Origin of the sequence: Gemmobacter caeni, assembly GCF_003054195.1 — a bacterium.
GTDB lineage: Bacteria > Pseudomonadota > Alphaproteobacteria > Rhodobacterales > Rhodobacteraceae > Gemmobacter > Gemmobacter caeni.
In genome coordinates this window covers 215,286-231,268 of sequence record NZ_QBKP01000003.1, presented here as the reverse complement: position 1 = coordinate 231,268, position 15,983 = coordinate 215,286, and the positions used below count along the sequence as shown (strand labels likewise).

19 protein-coding genes are annotated in these 15,983 nt (G+C 64.0%); 9 read left to right on the top strand and 10 right to left on the bottom strand.

Annotation, left to right across the window (positions count from 1 at the left end; genetic code table 11):
• Positions 1–73: 73 nt before the first annotated feature.
• Positions 74–616, bottom strand: coding sequence for a hypothetical protein (locus C8N34_RS25910; RefSeq protein ID WP_145693526.1), 543 nt, complete (start codon positions 614–616; stop codon positions 74–76).
• Positions 617–762: 146 nt separating this feature from the next.
• On the opposite strand from C8N34_RS25910, the gene C8N34_RS06445 reads away from it, so the two are divergent.
• From C8N34_RS06445 to C8N34_RS06415, 7 genes are all read left to right on the top strand, one after another.
• Entirely contained in the window at positions 763–1,137 is a 375-nt protein-coding gene (locus C8N34_RS06445; RefSeq protein ID WP_108128246.1) for a GFA family protein, read from the top strand.
• A 102-nt stretch (positions 1,138–1,239) separates the two neighbouring features.
• The gene (locus C8N34_RS06440; protein WP_108128245.1) at positions 1,240–2,157 is read left to right on the top strand and encodes a manganese-dependent inorganic pyrophosphatase; all 918 of its coding nucleotides are present in this window, start codon (positions 1,240–1,242) and stop codon (positions 2,155–2,157) included.
• Positions 2,158–2,282: 125 nt separating this feature from the next.
• Complete coding sequence (locus tag C8N34_RS06435) at positions 2,283–3,164, top strand: TIGR01459 family HAD-type hydrolase (protein WP_108128244.1); 882 nt, start codon at positions 2,283–2,285, stop codon at positions 3,162–3,164.
• A gap of 116 nt (positions 3,165–3,280) precedes the next feature.
• Positions 3,281–3,724: a MaoC family dehydratase gene (locus C8N34_RS06430; protein WP_054301732.1), complete on the top strand. Its 444-nt coding sequence runs from the start codon at positions 3,281–3,283 to the stop codon at positions 3,722–3,724.
• 29 nt (positions 3,725–3,753) lie between these two features.
• Positions 3,754–4,677, top strand: coding sequence for a bifunctional riboflavin kinase/FAD synthetase (locus C8N34_RS06425; RefSeq protein WP_108128243.1), 924 nt, complete (start codon positions 3,754–3,756; stop codon positions 4,675–4,677).
• Entirely contained in the window at positions 4,674–5,120 is a 447-nt protein-coding gene (locus C8N34_RS06420; protein ID WP_108128359.1) for a YcgN family cysteine cluster protein, read from the top strand. Before C8N34_RS06425 ends, C8N34_RS06420 begins: the two co-directional genes overlap by 4 nt.
• 22 nt (positions 5,121–5,142) lie before the next feature.
• Positions 5,143–6,162 carry a threonine aldolase family protein gene (locus tag C8N34_RS06415; RefSeq protein WP_108128242.1) on the top strand — a complete coding sequence of 340 codons (1,020 nt, stop codon included), beginning with the start codon at positions 5,143–5,145 and terminating at the stop codon, positions 6,160–6,162.
• Here C8N34_RS06415 and C8N34_RS06410 read toward each other — a convergent pair.
• Both C8N34_RS06410 and C8N34_RS06405 read right to left on the bottom strand, forming a co-directional pair.
• Entirely contained in the window at positions 6,159–6,941 is a 783-nt protein-coding gene (locus tag C8N34_RS06410; RefSeq protein WP_108128241.1) for an alpha/beta fold hydrolase, read from the bottom strand. The two genes, C8N34_RS06415 and C8N34_RS06410, sit on opposite strands and share 4 nt — an antisense overlap.
• The gene (locus C8N34_RS06405) at positions 6,941–7,537 is read right to left on the bottom strand and encodes a 2-hydroxychromene-2-carboxylate isomerase (RefSeq protein ID WP_108128240.1); all 597 of its coding nucleotides are present in this window, start codon (positions 7,535–7,537) and stop codon (positions 6,941–6,943) included. Before C8N34_RS06405 ends, C8N34_RS06410 begins: the two co-directional genes overlap by 1 nt.
• 109 nt (positions 7,538–7,646) lie before the next feature.
• On the opposite strand from C8N34_RS06405, the gene C8N34_RS06400 reads away from it, so the two are divergent.
• On the top strand, positions 7,647–8,666 hold the full coding sequence (locus C8N34_RS06400; protein ID WP_054301726.1) for a ribose-phosphate pyrophosphokinase: 1,020 nt from the start codon (positions 7,647–7,649) through the stop codon (positions 8,664–8,666).
• 34 nt (positions 8,667–8,700) lie between these two features.
• Here C8N34_RS06400 and C8N34_RS06395 read toward each other — a convergent pair whose 3' ends face one another.
• From C8N34_RS06395 to C8N34_RS06365, 7 genes are all read right to left on the bottom strand, one after another.
• The gene (locus C8N34_RS06395) at positions 8,701–9,051 is read right to left on the bottom strand and encodes an H-type lectin domain-containing protein (RefSeq protein ID WP_054301725.1); all 351 of its coding nucleotides are present in this window, start codon (positions 9,049–9,051) and stop codon (positions 8,701–8,703) included.
• Between the two features lie 110 nt (positions 9,052–9,161).
• The gene (locus C8N34_RS06390; RefSeq protein WP_054301724.1) at positions 9,162–9,554 is read right to left on the bottom strand and encodes a F0F1 ATP synthase subunit epsilon; all 393 of its coding nucleotides are present in this window, start codon (positions 9,552–9,554) and stop codon (positions 9,162–9,164) included.
• A gap of 10 nt (positions 9,555–9,564) precedes the next feature.
• Entirely contained in the window at positions 9,565–10,989 is a 1,425-nt protein-coding gene (gene atpD / locus C8N34_RS06385) for a F0F1 ATP synthase subunit beta (protein ID WP_054301723.1), read from the bottom strand.
• A 21-nt stretch (positions 10,990–11,010) separates the two neighbouring features.
• A complete protein-coding gene (locus tag C8N34_RS06380) occupies positions 11,011–11,880 on the bottom strand; it encodes a F0F1 ATP synthase subunit gamma (RefSeq protein ID WP_054301722.1) in 870 nt (289 codons plus the stop codon).
• Between the two features lie 23 nt (positions 11,881–11,903).
• Positions 11,904–13,442: a F0F1 ATP synthase subunit alpha gene (gene atpA / locus C8N34_RS06375; RefSeq protein WP_108128239.1), complete on the bottom strand. Its 1,539-nt coding sequence runs from the start codon at positions 13,440–13,442 to the stop codon at positions 11,904–11,906.
• Positions 13,442–14,002 (bottom strand): F0F1 ATP synthase subunit delta, encoded by a 561-nt coding sequence (locus C8N34_RS06370; RefSeq protein ID WP_054301720.1) that lies wholly within the window; start codon positions 14,000–14,002, stop codon positions 13,442–13,444. Before C8N34_RS06370 ends, atpA begins: the two co-directional genes overlap by 1 nt.
• A gap of 297 nt (positions 14,003–14,299) precedes the next feature.
• A complete protein-coding gene (locus C8N34_RS06365; RefSeq protein WP_054301719.1) occupies positions 14,300–15,067 on the bottom strand; it encodes a class I SAM-dependent methyltransferase in 768 nt (255 codons plus the stop codon).
• Between the two features lie 63 nt (positions 15,068–15,130).
• Here C8N34_RS06365 and gloB point away from each other — a divergent pair, with 63 nt between their 5' ends.
• Positions 15,131–15,895, top strand: coding sequence for a hydroxyacylglutathione hydrolase (gene gloB, locus C8N34_RS06360; RefSeq protein WP_242013765.1), 765 nt, complete (start codon positions 15,131–15,133; stop codon positions 15,893–15,895).
• Positions 15,896–15,983: the final 88 nt, after the last annotated feature.

Below are 15,983 nucleotides of genomic sequence, written 5' to 3'. Positions count from 1 at the left end.
AGTTAGTGATATTAAAGTCTGAAACTTTATCAGACGGTCAGATTTGCTAAATCACCATATTAGCGCATTTCCCTTACTTCAAATCACTAACCGCGAAAAGACACATACCCGCGGCCCGATCTCCCGTTTCGAGACCTCTTTCAAATTTCCACTCAGATTCACTAAAAAAATGAACCCGCACTCGAATAAATTGCACGCCTCTCACATCTTCGTAGCTGCCACAGACAGCCATTCGACCCTCAAAGCTTTTGTAGACCCACCAGCTATCGAAATTATATCCTCGCGCTTGAGGATCATACTTGCCAATTTCCTGCAACGCATCATCAATGACCCTCGGGGACGCAGGAAGAGATCTGTGCGCGGCCCTGCCCACCAAAACTCTGTGTATTGCTTCCCTGCGAACAGGAATATTGTTGCGCTCCGCAAAGGCCGCAATAAGACCGGGCAAATCTTTCGGTGAGAATACATCAGGTATCTCTCCTGCCTGCCTCAAAGCCTCGATTGCATATTTTGAAAGCTTGACCTCATCAGCGAACAGAGGATTTACCGAGAAGGATACCGCATACAGTATTGCAATCCGCAACTTATTTTTCAACATAATCAAAACTCGTGGCACGCCCTTCCCCTTTTAATGCCGGACTACGTTTTTGTCCATTATGCATCGTCGATCTTTCGGCCTATCGCCCAATGTAGTATGCTGCGACACTGCAGGCTGACAGCCAACACAAACCTGCCCCCTTCCAACCAAACGGAGCCAACCTCATGCCCTCCATCACCGGCGGATGCCTTTGCGGGGCCTTGCGGATCGAGGCGCGGGGGCGGCCGTTGCGGGTGGGGGTTTGTCATTGCCTTGACTGCCGCAAGCATCACGGGGCGCTGTTTCATGCCTCGGCGATCTTTCCCGAAACGGCGGTCACCGTGACCGGCAGGGCGCAGGGCTATGCCGGGCGGTTTTTCTGCCCGACCTGCGGTTCGCCGGTGTTTTCGCGCACCGGCACCGAGGTGGAGGTGCATCTGGGCACGCTGGATGCCCCCGACCAGTTCGTGCCCGGCTACGAGCTTTGGACCATCCGCCGCGAAAGCTGGCTGCCGCCCTTCCCCGGCACGCGGCTTTATCCGCAGGACCGCGACGAGTGACCCATCGGCGGCAAGCTGTCACCCCGCCCCCGGCCTCCCGTGACAAGCGCGCTTTCCTTCCCTATAAGGCGCGCGAAACCATTCCATCCACGGGTTAGATTCATGATCAAGGTCTTCGGCCACAAATCCCCCGACACCGATTCCACCGGCTCGCCCATCGCCTGGGCCTGGTATCTGACCGAGGTGAAAGGCACCCCGGCCGAGGCCGTGCTGCTGGGAGAACCCAATACCGAGGCGGCCTTCGTGCTCCGGCACTGGGATCTGCCGAAACCCGCGATCATCGCCGATGTGGCGGCGGGTGAGGAAGTGGTGATCGTCGACACCAACAACCCCGCCGAACTGCCGCCCTCGGTGAACGACGCGAAGATCCTTGGCATCATCGACCATCACATGCTGGTCGGCGGCATCAAAACCAAGACGCCGATCGACATTACCATGCGGCCGCTGGCCTGCACCTCGACCATCCTCTACGATCTGATGGGCGCCGACGTGGCGCGCGCGCCGCGCGGCATCAAGGGTGCCATGCTGTCCTGCATCCTGTCGGACACGCTGGAATTCCGCAGCCCGACCACCACCGACCATGACCGTAAGGTGGCTGAGGCGCTGGCCGCAGATCTGGGTGTCTCGATCCCCGAATTCGCCGCCGCCATGTTCGAAGCGAAATCCGATGTCTCCGCCTTCTCGGATGCCGAACTGCTGCGGATGGATTCGAAAGAATACAATGTCGCCGGCAAGGAACTGCGCGTCAGCGTGCTGGAAACCACCGCGCCGAAGATCCTGCTGGACCGCAAGGACAGTCTGATGGCCTCGATGCCTGCCGTCGCACAGGAAGATGGCGCCGATCAGGTGCTGCTGTTCATCATCGACATCCTGAAGGAAGAAGCGACGCTGCTGGTGCCGAACGATCTGGTCAAGCAACTGGCCGAAGCCTCGTTTGGCTGCGCTGTGTCCGGTGACAGCGTGGTGCTGCCGGGCATCATGAGCCGCAAGAAGCAGATCATCCCGTCGCTGACGCTCTGATCGCCTGACGTTTCAAGACCGGGCCGGGGAACCCTCCCCGGCCCGTCGCCGTTCTGCCCTGCTGTCACAAAGCTGTCGGGCCATTGCGCCAGACTGCGCCCGATCTGTTCCCCGAAAGGCCCGCCATGACCCAGATGATCGCCTCGCTTTCCGAAATTTCCGGCCGTTACCGTGCGGTGTTCTGCGATCTCTGGGGCTGCCTGCACAATGGCAAGACCCCCTTCCCCACCGCCGTCGCCGCCTTGCAACAATTCCGTGCAAGCGGTGGCTTCGTCGTCCTGATGACCAATGCACCGCGCCCTTTCGGCTCGGTCGCGGCACAGCTTGACCGGATCGGGGCACCGCGTGACTGCTATGATATGATCGTCTCCTCGGGTGATGCCGCGCAGCAGGCGCTGGTCAGCGGCGCGGTCGGGCGCCGCGTGGCCTTCCTTGGCGCGGAAAAGGACATGCCCTTCTTCACCGACCTGCCGCCCGAGTTGCAGGGCAATCACCCGATCACCTTTGTGCCGATGGCCGAGGCCGAGGGCATCGTCTGCACCGGCCTGCGCGACGATCTGACCGAGACGCCTGAAGACTACCGGACCGAACTGGCACTCGGCAAGGCGCGCGGGCTGACCATGCTCTGCGCCAACCCCGATATCGTGGTCGATATGGGCGACAAGCGGGTCTATTGCGCCGGGGCGCTGGCGAAGGATTACGAGGAACGCGGCGGCACCGCGCTGTATTTCGGCAAGCCGCATCCGCCGATCTACGATCTCGCCCGCCGGAAAATGGCCGAAACCGCCGAACCTTTGTCCAATGACGACATCCTGTGCATTGGCGACGGACCCTGGACCGATATTCTGGGTGGCCAGAACGAAGGGATCGACACGCTGTTCATCACCGGCGGGATTGTGGCAGATCGGTTCGGCGCGGATTCCGCCAATCCTGACAAGGCTTTGCTGGAAAGCTGGCTGGAGGCGGAGGGGCTGTCACCTACCTATGCCATGCCGCACCTGGCCTGACGGCACAGCAACATTATTACCACTTTTGTCGCACCTGCGCCAAATAATTACCCGCGCAATTGCGCTGCGACGCAGCATATGCTACGTTGCAGCGCAGGAACCGGAGGATTCGCAGGATGCTCGACAACATGCCCCGCGGGACGATCTGCATTGAAGACATCGAAATCGGCATGAGCCGCCATCTGCGGAAAACCGTGACCGACCGGGATATCGAACTCTTCGCCGAGGTCTCGACCGACAGGAACCCGGTGCATCTGGACGATGCCTATGCGCAGGACACCATCTTTGAAGGCCGGATTGCTCACGGGATGCTGACCGCCGGGCTGATTTCGGCGGTGATCGGCGAACAGCTTCCCGGTCATGGTACGGTTTATCTGGGCCAGTCGCTGAAGTTCATGGCGCCCGTGCGTCCCGGCGATACCGTCTATGCCGAGGTCAAGGTGACGGCCATTGACCATGCGAAGCGCCGTGTGACCCTTGAAACCCATTGCGCCGTGGGTAATACCGTGGTGCTGAAGGGCGAGGCGCTGGTTCTGGCGCCAAGCCGCAAGTTCGACTGAGGGCAGGACGGCCCTCGCCACGGGGTCGCATGAAGATAGTCAGGCACTGGCAGGGGCTGGCACCGCAGGATCGCGGCGCGTCGATTGCCATGGGCAATTTCGATGGCGTGCATCTGGGGCACCGCTCGGTGATCGAGGCGGCGGCTGCGCACGGACCGCTGGGCGTGCTGACTTTCGAGCCTCACCCGCGCGAGTTTTTCGCCCCCACCGCCCCGCCCTTCCGGCTGATGAATGCCGAGGCGCGGGCCAACCGGCTGGCCAAGCTGGGCGTAGCCCATCTTTACGAACTGCCGTTCAACGGCACCATGGCGGCCTTCACCCCGGCGGAATTCGCCGAAGAGGTGCTGGCACGCGGTCTGGGTGCCGCCCATGTCACCGTTGGCGCTGATTTCTGTTTTGGCAAAGGTCGCAGCGGCACGGTCGCGGATCTGAAGGCAGAGGGCGCGCGGCTGGGCTTTGGCGTCACCGTCGCACCGCTGCTGAAGATCGGTGCGCAGGAAGTCTCCTCCACCGCAATCCGCACCGCCTTGGCCGAAGGCCGCCCGCGCGATGCCGCCGACATGCTGGGTCACTTGCACCGGATCGACGGCGAAGTGTTGCATGGCGAAAAGCGCGGCCGCGAACTGGGCTTTCCCACCGCGAACATGAGCGTGGCGGGCCTGCATCTGCCAAAGCTTGGCGTCTATGCGGTGAAGGTCGATGTGCTGACCGGGCCGCAGGCTGGCAGTTATGGCGGTGCGGCAAGCCTCGGCGTGCGGCCGATGTTCGGGGAGAACACCCCGAACCTTGAAACCTATATCTTTGATTTCAAGGGCGATCTTTACGGACAGCACATTTCCGTCGCGCTGGTCGATTATCTGCGACCGGAGATGAAGTTCGACGGCCTGCCCGCGCTCATCGACCAGATGAACACCGATTGCGCCCGCGCGCGCGACATTCTGGCGGGGGCATGATGCGCCCGCGCTTCTGGGAAACCGTGCCGCTGGACCGGATGCGCCCCGAGGAATGGGAAGCGCTGTGCGACGGCTGCGGCAAGTGCTGTCTGAACAAGATCGAATATGAAGACACCGGCGAGGTGGAATTCACCCGCATCGCCTGTCGCCTGCTGGACGGCGAGACCTGCCGCTGCACACAATATCCGATCCGCAAGCAATTCGTGCCCGATTGCGTGCAGCTGACACCCGCAACGCTCCCGAATATCGCCTACTGGATGCCCCGAACCTGCGCCTACCGCCTGCTCTATGAAGGCAAGCCGCTGCCCGACTGGCACCCGCTACTGACTGGCAACCCGGAATCGGTGCACGAGGCTGGGGCCAGCGTGCGCGGCTGGACGGTACCGGAATTTGAAGTTCCCGAAGAAGACTGGGACGATTACGTCATCGACGAAACGCCCTGACCCTGCCAGCGGAGGCCACCCGATGTATTTCACCTCTGACAATGCCGCCGGGGTGCCGCCCGAGGTTCTGGCCGCGCTGACCAGGGCGAACACCGGATATACCAAGGGCTACGGCGCTGAAGACCTGTCACTGGCGGTAGAGGCGCGGCTGCGCGAGGTGCTCGAAGCGCCCGAAGCGCGGGTGTTCCTTGTCGCCACCGGCACGGCGGCCAATGCGCTGGCGCTGGCCTGCCTTTGCCCGCCCTGGGGCACGGTGCTGTGTCATCCGCAGGCCCATATCGCCGAGGATGAATGCGGCGCGCCCGAGTTTTTCACCCATGGCGCGAAGCTGGTGCATTGCGCGGGCGCGCATGGCCGCATCGCGCCCGAGGCACTGGTGCAGGCGTTGGGTGCCACAGGGGCGAGCGTCCATAACAGCCAGCGCGGCGCGCTGTCGCTGACCAATGTGACAGAGGCGGGCACTGTTTACTCCGCCGCGCAGACCGCGCAACTGGCTGGAATGGCGCGCGGCGCCGGGATGCCGGTTCATCTCGATGGCGCGCGCTTTGCCAATGCGGTTGTGGCCACAGGCGCCAGCCCCGCCGATCTGACATGGCGCGCCGGGGTCGATGCGCTGTCCTTCGGCGGCACCAAGAACGGGCTTATGGGGGTAGAGGCGGTGGTGATCTTCGACCCCGCCCGCGCCTGGGAATTTGAGCTGCGCCGCAAGCGCGGCGGGCATCTGCTGTCGAAAGGCCGCTATCTGGCGGCGCAGATGGCAGCGATGCTGGAAGGGCGGCGCTGGCTCGACTGGGCCGTGCAGGCCAATGCCATGGGCGCCCGGCTGGCCGAAGGGCTGGTGGCGCGCGGCGTCGCACTGCGCCACCCGGTCGAGGCCAATATCCTGTTCCCGCTCTGGCCCAAGGGAACCTCGGCCCGGCTGCGCGCGGGCGGGGCGATGTTCTATGACATGCCCGCGCCCGAGGGGCAGGAGGGCGCCCGTCTGGTGACAAGCTGGGCCACGACCGAGGCGGATGTGGATCGTTTTCTTGCGCTGATCTAGCCCCGGATCGCCGCGACCACAGCGGCGGAATGGGTGATCGGCACCATATGCGCCGCTCCCGGCACCGAGACCCGCCGCGCGCCCGGAATGCGTGCTGCCAGCGCGCCATGGATCGCACCGATCACAGCCGGGCTTTCCGCCCCTTCCAACAGCAGAACCGGCACGTTGATCGCCTCCAGCCGCCCCGGCGCTGTCAGACCCGGACGGTCCTCCAGCAGCACAGGATTCTGTGCCCGCACCAGCGGCATGCGATCCGCCATGTAGCGGCGCTGCATTTCCGGCAGGCTGGCGAAATCGCCGACACCCCAGTGTTTGTGGAACAATGCGGCAGCAGCGAAAGGATCGCCATCCATCTGTGCGTCAACCGCCATATAGACCCGCGCGAAGTCGTCAAACTCCGGCGTGCCGCGCACGATGGCGAACAGCACCGGCTCGATCAGCACCAGACGGCGGACCAGATCGGGTCGTTCCACCGTCAGACGCAGCGCCACGGTCGCCCCGAAACTATGCCCGAACAGATCGACCGGGCCATCCGCACGCTCTGCCAGTTCGGCGGCAATCGCCGTGGCAAGGCCATGCAGATCCCCCCCCGGCGGCAAGTCGGCGCTGCGGCCATGGCCCGGCAGGTCCGGCGCGGTCAGCGAAAGCTCCGGCAACCCGGTCGCCACACCCGACCACGCCCCCGCATGGGCCAGCGAGCAATGCAGCGCCAGGGCCGGGCGCCCGCCCTGCCCCCAGTGCCGATAGGCCGTCGGATGGCCTGCGATGGTCTCCGGCATCAGAGCTTGCCCGACAGATGCAGATCAAGGTCTTGCAGATGATCCTGCCCCCAGAAGCCTTCGCCATCCACCAGATAGAAGGGCACGCCGAACACGCCGCGCGATACCGCCTCTTCCAGGTTGACGGCATAGGTTTCCGCCGCCGCCAGCATACCGCGCTGCGCCACAGCCGGGTCGAAACCCGCCTGTTCCATGACCGAGGCGATGACCGCGTCATCGGCAATGTCACGGTTCTCGGCCCAGCAGGCACGGGCCAGCCCATGCGTCAGTGCCCCCAGATCGCCGCCCCCCGCCGCCTGCGCCGCGATGATCGCATAGCCCGAGGGCGCCGGGTTGACCGGCCAGAACAGCGGTTGTTCGTTCAGCATCAGCCCATGCTTGCGCGACTGGCGGCGCAACTCCTGCAAGCGATAGGCACGGCGGCTTTCATGCCGCTGCGCCAGCGGCTGCCCGCCGGTCCGCGCGAACAGCCCCGCCGGGTCCAGCGGCTTGTAGCTGATCGAGGCACCGTGTCGCGCGGCAATCTCTTCCAGCCGCTGCCCCGCCAGGTAGACGAAGGGCGATACGGCGGCAAAGTAATAGTCGATATGCGGCATGGCGGCCTCCCCGAGGGCGTGAAGATTTGCGCCGACCGTAACCCGGTGGTAAGCGGTGTCAACGCTACCGGACGGTCGCGAATCCGCCGCTCTTTACAGGACCCCTCCCATGGCTGCCACCACCGAACCCAAGCTGATCGCCGGAAATGCCAACCGCGCGCTTGCGAAATCCATCGCGCGGCGCATGTCGATGCACCGCGGAATGCAGGTCGGGCTGGTGGATGCACGGGTTGAACGCTTCAATGACGGCGAAGTTTTCGTCGAGGTGTTCGAGAATGTGCGCGGCGAGGATATGTATATCATCCAGCCGACCTCGCGCCCGGCCAATGACAATCTGATGGAGCTGCTGATCATCGCCGATGCGCTGCGCCGCTCCTCCGCCGACCGCATCACCGCTGTGATCCCCTACTTCGGCTATGCCCGCCAGGACCGCCGCGCCAAGGCCCGCACCCCCATCAGCGCCAAGTTGGTGGCCAACCTGCTGACCGAAGCCGGGATCGACCGTATCCTGACGCTGGACCTGCATGCGGCGCAGATCCAGGGCTTCTTCGACATTCCGGTCGACAACCTTTATGCCAGCCCGATCTTCGCGCTGGATATCGAGCACCATTTCAAGGGCCAGATGGACGATCTGATGATCGTCTCGCCCGACGTGGGCGGTGTGGCCCGGGCGCGCGAGCTGGCCAAGCGCATCAATGCGCCGCTGTCGATCGTGGACAAGCGGCGGGAAAAGGCGGGCGAAGTCGCCGGGATGACCGTGATCGGCGACGTGAAGGGCCGCAAGTGCATCATCGTCGATGACATCTGCGATACCGCCGGAACGCTGTGCAAGGCCGCCGAGGTGCTGCTGGAGAACGGCGCGACCGAGGTCCACAGCTACATCACCCATGGCGTGCTGTCCGGCCCCGCCGTCGAACGGGTGCAGAATTCGGTCATGAAATCGCTGGTCATCACCGATTCCATCGAACCGACCGAAGCGGTGAAGAACTGCCCCAATATCCGCATCGTGCCGACAGCGCCGATGTTCGCGCAGGCAATCCTCAATATCTGGCATGGCACCAGCGTGTCGTCGCTGTTTGAAACCGAAACGCTGGTCCCGATCTACGAGGGGCTTTACCAGCGCGGCTGAGACAGACCGAAAGGCCGCCCCACCGGGCGGCCTTTCAGTAAAGCTGCCAGTTATCTTCGTCTTGCACCGGACCAATGGCCATCCAGTCGGCCCGCACCCGTGCCACGCGCGTATCACCCCAGGTGCGAAAGACGATGTGAAATCCGGTCTCTGTCACGTTCTCGGCCGTCAGGTCCGCGCGGGAATTGTGCTTGTGGTCCATATCCCACATCGACACGCCCAGCGAGACCACGGGCGGATCAAGGAACGGCTCCTTGAAGGTGACGATGAACCGGCTTTCACGCGGCCCCTGCCCCGTCCACATCACACCGCCATCGGCAAAATCCGAGAAAAGCACGCGGCTGCCCTGATCGACCCCGAATGATCCGGTGTTGAAACGTCGCATCTGGCCTCCTTTTCGCGGCCATGCTCCGCGAGAATCTCGTCAAAAAATTGGTAACATAATGAAAAAGGCCCCGAAAGATCGGGGCCTTTCGATTGATGCCGGTTCCGCGATCAGTGGGTCGCGGCGTAGCGCAGGGCCTGAAGATCATTGACGATCTTGTCGGCGGCATCCTTGTCGTCGGCCATAGCCGCAAGGTCGCGCGCCTCCTGGATCATCTCATCCAGCAGGGTGCCGGTCAGGTCGCTGACCGGGATCGCCCGCTCCGCCAGGACCGTCACGCCAGAGGCGGTGATTTCGGCGAAGCCGCCGGTGACCGCGAAGGCCAGCGTGGCTTGCGGCGAAACCGCCTTCAGGATGCCGGGGCGCAGGGTGGTGATGGTGGCCGCATGGCCTTCCATCGCCGTCATGTCGCCATCGGCCCCCGGGATCTGCACCTCGGTCACCTGGGCGGAAGCAAGCTTCCGCTCGGGCGACACCAGGTCGAATTGCAGGGTGTTGGCCATTTACGCCCCCTTACGCCGCAGCCGCGGCGAGCTTCTGGGCCTTGGCCTTCACCTCTTCAATATCGCCGACCATGTAGAAGGCGGCTTCCGGCAGGTGGTCGTATTCGCCATTCACCACAGCCTTGAACGAGGCGATGGTTTTTTCCAGCGGCACCTGAACGCCGTCTGAGCCGGTGAAGACCTTCGCCACGTCGAAGGGCTGCGACAGGAAGCGCTGGATTTTCCGGGCGCGGGCCACGGTCAGCTTGTCCTCTTCCGACAGTTCGTCCATCCCGAGGATGGCGATGATGTCCTGAAGCGACTTGTAGCGCTGAAGGATGCCCTGCACCTGACGGGCGACGTTGTAGTGCTCTTCGCCGATCACGGACGGGTCCAGCAGACGCGAGGTCGAGTCGAGCGGGTCAACGGCCGGGTAGATGCCAAGCTCCGAGATCGCACGCGACAGCACCGTGGTGGCGTCGAGGTGGGCGAAGGAGGTGGCGGGCGCCGGGTCGGTAAGGTCGTCGGCCGGAACGTAGATCGCCTGCACCGAGGTGATCGAGCCGTTCTTGGTCGAGGTGATGCGCTCCTGCAGGGCGCCCATGTCGGTCGCCAGCGTCGGCTGGTAGCCCACGGCCGAAGGAATACGGCCCAGCAGAGCCGACACTTCCGAACCGGCCTGGGTGAAGCGGAAGATGTTGTCCACGAAGAACAGCACGTCCGTCCCCGACTGGTCGCGGAACTGTTCGGCCAGCGTCAGGCCGGTCAGCGCCACGCGGGCACGCGCGCCCGGCGGTTCGTTCATCTGGCCGTAGACCAGCGCCACTTTCGAGGCGGTCAGGTCGTCGGTCTTGATAACGCCCGATTCGATCATCTCGTGATACAGGTCGTTGCCTTCACGGGTCCGCTCACCCACGCCGGCGAACACGGAGTAGCCCGAGTGCACCTTGGCGATGTTGTTGATGAGTTCCATGATGAGAACGGTCTTGCCCACGCCGGCGCCGCCGAACAGGCCGATCTTGCCGCCCTTGGCATAGGGGGCCAGCAGGTCGATGACCTTGATGCCGGTCACCAGAACCTGGCTTTCGGTCGCCTGCGACGCGAAATCCGGGGCTTTCTGGTGGATGGCCCGCTTTTCGGTCGCCACGACCGGGCCCTTTTCGTCCACCGGCTCGCCGATGACGTTCAGGATGCGGCCGAGGGTGGCGTCACCCACCGGCACCGAGATCGGCGCGCCGGTGTCGCTCACCCTGGCGCCGCGGACGAGACCTTCGGTCGCGTCCATGGCGATGGTGCGGACAGTGTTTTCACCCAGGTGCTGGGCAACTTCCAGAACCAGCGGCTTGCCGTTGTTGTCGGTTTCAAGGGCGTTCAGAATGGCCGGCAGGGCGCCATCGAACTGAACGTCCACAACGGCGCCGATGACCTGCGTCACTTTGCCTTGTGCTTGTGCCATGTCGTTTCTCCGTTCGGGTCGTCAGAGCGCCTCGGCGCCCGAGATGATTTCGATAAGCTCTTTGGTGATCGCGGCCTGACGGCTCCGGTTGTACTGGATCGTCAGCTTGTTGATCATGTCGCCCGCGTTGCGGGTCGCATTGTCCATCGCGCTCATCCGGGCCCCCTGTTCGGAAGCCCCGTTTTCCAGAAGGGCGGTGAAGATCTGCGTCGCGACACCGCGCGGCAGCAGGTCGGCGAGGATCGCCTCTTCGCCCGGCTCGTAATCGTAGAGCGTGTTCGTGACCACCGCCTCGCCCGGCTGGGCGGGGATGATCTGCTGGGCGGTCGGGATCTGCGAGATCACCGACTGGAAGCGGTTGAAGAAGATCGTCGCCACATCGAACTCACCCGCGTCATAGCGGTTGAGGATGTCGCGGGCGATTTCCTGGGCATTGACATAGCCCACACGCTTCACGTCCGACAGATCGACATGGCCGACGAAATGATCGCCGAGATCGCGGCGCAGCTGTTCGCGGCCTTTCTTGCCGACGGTCAGGATCTTGACGACCTTGCCCTGGGCCAGAAGCTCGTTGGCCCGCGCGCGGGCAAGCCGCACGATGGTCGTGTTGAAACCGCCGCAGAGACCGCGTTCCGCCGTCATCACCACCAGCAGATGCACCTTGTCGGCACCCGTCCCGGCCAGAAGCCGGGGCGCGCCGTCAGAGCTGCCGACCGAAGTGGCCAGCCCGGCGATGACCGCATTCATGCGATCCGCATAGGGGCGGGCGGCCTCGGCGGCCTCTTGCGCGCGGCGAAGTTTCGCCGCGGCAACCATCTGCATGGCCTTCGTGATCTTCCGCGTATTCTTGACGCTTCCGATCCGGTTTTTCAGGTCCTTAAGGCTGGGCATATCCCTGTCCTCTCAGCCCGCGCTTACGCGAAGGTCTTGGCGAAGTCGGCGATAGCGGCCTTCAGTTTCTCTTCATCCGCGCCCTTGATCTTCGGGTCGGCCGAGGTCAGCCATTCCAGGATGTCCTTGCGCTGGCCGCGCAGATAGGACAGCAGACCGGCCTCGAACCGGCCCACATCCTTGACGGCAACCTTGTCGAGGAAGCCCGCGGTGCCCGCGTAGATCACGCAGACGATTTCCGCGTTGGTCAGCGGCGAATATTGCGGCTGCTTCATCAGCTCGGTCAGGCGCGCACCACGGTTCAGCAGGGCTTGCGTCGAGGCGTCAAGGTCCGAACCGAACTGGGCGAAAGCGGCCATCTCGCGATACTGGGCGAGCGACAGTTTCACCGGGCCCGCCACGGTTTTCATGGCGTTGGTCTGCGCCGACGAACCCACGCGCGACACCGAGAGACCGGTGTTCACGGCCGGGCGGATGCCCTGGTAGAACAGTTCGGTTTCAAGGAAGATCTGGCCGTCGGTGATCGAGATCACGTTGGTCGGGATGAAGGCCGACACGTCGCCGCCCTGGGTTTCGATGATCGGCAGCGCGGTCAGCGAACCGGCACCGAAGTCTTCGTTCAGCTTGGCCGAACGCTCCAGCAGGCGCGAGTGGAGGTAGAACACGTCGCCCGGATAGGCTTCACGCCCCGGCGGACGGCGCAGCAGCAGCGACATCTGACGGTAGGACACGGCCTGTTTCGACAGGTCATCATAGATGATCAGCGCATGACGGCCGTTGTCGCGGAAGTATTCCGCCATGGCAGTCGCCGAATAGGGGGCGAGGAACTGCATCGGCGCCGGGTCCGAGGCGGTCGCGGCCACGACGATGGTGTAGTCGATGGCGCCGGTTTCTTCGAGCTTCTTCACCAGCTGTGCCACGGTCGAGCGCTTCTGGCCGACGGCGACGTAGATGCAGTAGAGCTTCTTCGACTCGTCCGAACCGGCGGCCTCGTTGTACGACTTCTGGTTCAGAATGGCGTCCAGCGCGACAGCGGTCTTGCCGGTCTGACGGTCACCGATGATCAGCTCGCGCTGGCCACGGCCAATCGGGATCATGGCGTCAACGGCTTTCAGGCCGGTCGCCATCGGCTCGTGCACCGATTTCCGCGGAATGATGCCCGGCGCTTTCACGTCGGCAATGCGACGCTCGGTCGCCACGATCGGGCCCTTGCCGTCGATCGGGTTGCCAAGGCCATCAACCACGCGGCCCAGCAGGCCCTCGCCCGCCGGCACGTCCACGATGGACTTGGTGCGCTTGACGGTGTCGCCTTCCTTGATGTCCTGGTCGGAGCCGAAGATCACGACGCCGACGTTGTCGACTTCGAGGTTCAGCGCCATCCCGCGGATGCCGCCGGGGAACTCCACCATTTCACCGGCCTGGACGTTGTCCAGCCCGTGCACACGCGCAATACCGTCGCCAACCGACAGCACGCGGCCGACTTCAGCCACGGCAGCGTCAGTGCCGAAGTTCTTGATCTGCTCCTTGAGGATCGCAGAGATCTCAGCAGCCTGGATTCCCATCACCCAACCTCTTTCATTGCATTCTGGAGAGCCGCGAGCTTGGACTTGATCGAGGTGTCGATCATGGTCGAGCCCAGGCGGACAACAAGACCGCCGATGAGGCTTTCATCGACGGCGACTTTGACTTTCACTTCCTTGCCCACACGCGCTTTCAGCGTGGCGGCCAGCTTGGCGGCCTGCTCCGACGACAGGGCGGCGGCAGAGGTGACCTCGGCGGTCATCTCGCCCTTTTCAGCGGCGATGGCATCGCGCAGGTTCGCCACCAGTTGCGGCAGAACGAACAGACGGCGCTTGGACGCCATCAGGGCAAGCGTATTCGCGGTCAGGGTCGACAGACCCATCTTGGCGGCAAGGGCCGCAATGGCATTGCCCTGATCTTCGCGCGAGTAAAGCGGCGAGCCGATCAGGTCACGCAGGTCAGCGCTGGACTGGAGAGCGGCGTCGAGCGCATCGACATCCCCCTCCAGAGCCTTCAGGCCCTTCGCCTCTTTCGCGAGGTCGAACAGGGCAGTTGCGTAACGCGCGGCAATGCCGGAGGAGATCGAAGCTGTTTCGGACACGTCAACCCTTCCGCTGGCTGTGCCCCATGCCGGCGCGGGAGGGCGCAGGCCAGAGGCTTCCTGTGGCGCATGTTTGCACATGCGTCTCAAATTCGACGCGTCTCTAACAGAGGTGCCCTAATGCCGCAACCGTGAACAGCGCCAGAATCGGGCTTGTTTGTCGCAAACATACCGGGCTTTCGCAGCCGGTCCTTCGTTTGTGTCGCTACAATGACAGCCCGGCCAGAATCGCCACTTCTTTCGGCACCTCCGACACGGACTCGCAGCTATAGACCGCGCGCCCGCGCGAGGGGCGACTCAGGCCCCCTCCCCCGTGCGCATCGCGGGTTCCGGCGCGGCGGCCCCCGCCCCCTCCCAGACCCGCAGCGGCTTCTTCACCACGGCCCCCAGCCCGCCGCGCGTCGGGGCATAGATCTGTTTCGAGGCCTCCACCATCAGCACGCCGCCGGCGATCCAGGGCGCAAAGCGGCGGCCCGTGCGTTCCCAGAAATTCGCGGTCCGCAGCCAGAAGCGTTTGGTTGACGGCGGGGCGTAAAGCGCCGCGACATGCCGTTCCGGCGTGAAACCCGCACGGCGCAGCTGCGCCTCCACCTGACCCAGCGAATAGGGACGACCAAAGCCGAAGGGCGTGCCATCGCCCCGCGCCCAGAGACCGGAGCGGTTGGGCACCACGAACAGTACCTTCCCTCCCGGCCCCAGTACGCGATGCGCTTCCTCCAGCACGGCAGAGGGTTGTTCCGAGGTTTCCAGACCATGCATCAGGACAAGCCGGTCGACAAAGCCGGTCGACAGCGGCCATGCGGTTTCCTCGCACAGCACGCTTACATTCTCCATTCCGGCAGGCCAGGGCATGACGCCCTGCGGCCCGGGCATCAGGCCGATCACCCGCCGGGCCTCTGTGAGATAGGGGCGCAGCAGGGGCACCGCGAAGCCGAATCCCGCCACGGTCTGCCCCGCCATCGGCGGCCACATCGCCACCACCTGATCGCGGATGGCCCGCTGCGCCACCCGGCCCAAAGCGGTACGGTAGTAAAAGTTGCGCAGGTCGAGCACGTCGAGATGCATTGCGGGCAGGTCCGTTCACGGCCAATCTGGACCACGACCTTAGCCGATCAGACAGGAAACGCCATGCTGCAACTCGTCACCGTCCCCTGCCTTGCGGACAACTATGCCTTTCTTCTGCATGATTCCGTCACCGGCCAGACCGCGCTGGTCGATGCCCCGGACGCCGAGCCCATCCTGACCGCGTTGCGCCAGCATGGCTGGGGGCTGGACGACATCCTGCTGACGCACCACCACTGGGACCATATCGACGGCACTGCCGCCCTAGTTGCGGCGACGGGCGCCCGAGTCACCGGGGCCGCCGCGGATGCCCACCGCCTGCCACCGCTGGACCGCGCGGTCAGCCCCGGTGACCGCATCACCATCTGCGGCGAAACCGTCGAAGTGATCGACGTGCCCGGCCATACCGTCGGTCATGTCGCGTTCCACTTTCCGGACAGCAAGATGGCCTTTACCGGCGACAGCCTGATGGCGCTGGGATGCGGCCGCCTGTTCGAGGGTACCCCCGCCCAGATGTGGGACAGCCTGACCCGGCTGGCCGCCCTGCCGACCGATACGCTCATCTGTTCAGGCCATGAATATACCACGTCCAACGGCCGTTTCGCGCTGAGCCTTGAAGATGTGCCGCCGGCACTTATCTTGCGGATGGAAGGGGTCGAACGCGCCCGCGCCGCCAGCCAGCCCACCGTGCCCTCCACCCTTGCCGAAGAGCTTGCCACCAACCCGTTTCTGCGCGCCCGTGACCCGGCGATGAAAGCCGCGCTGGGGATGACCGATGCACAAGATGCTGCGGTTTTCGCGGAAATCAGGGCGCGAAAGGACAAATTCTGACCTCCCGCCGGAAGCCGCCACCCCGGGCCGATCACATTTTGCAACCACCTCCGGGGAATCGGACGTTTTTGTCAAATAGCACTTGAAG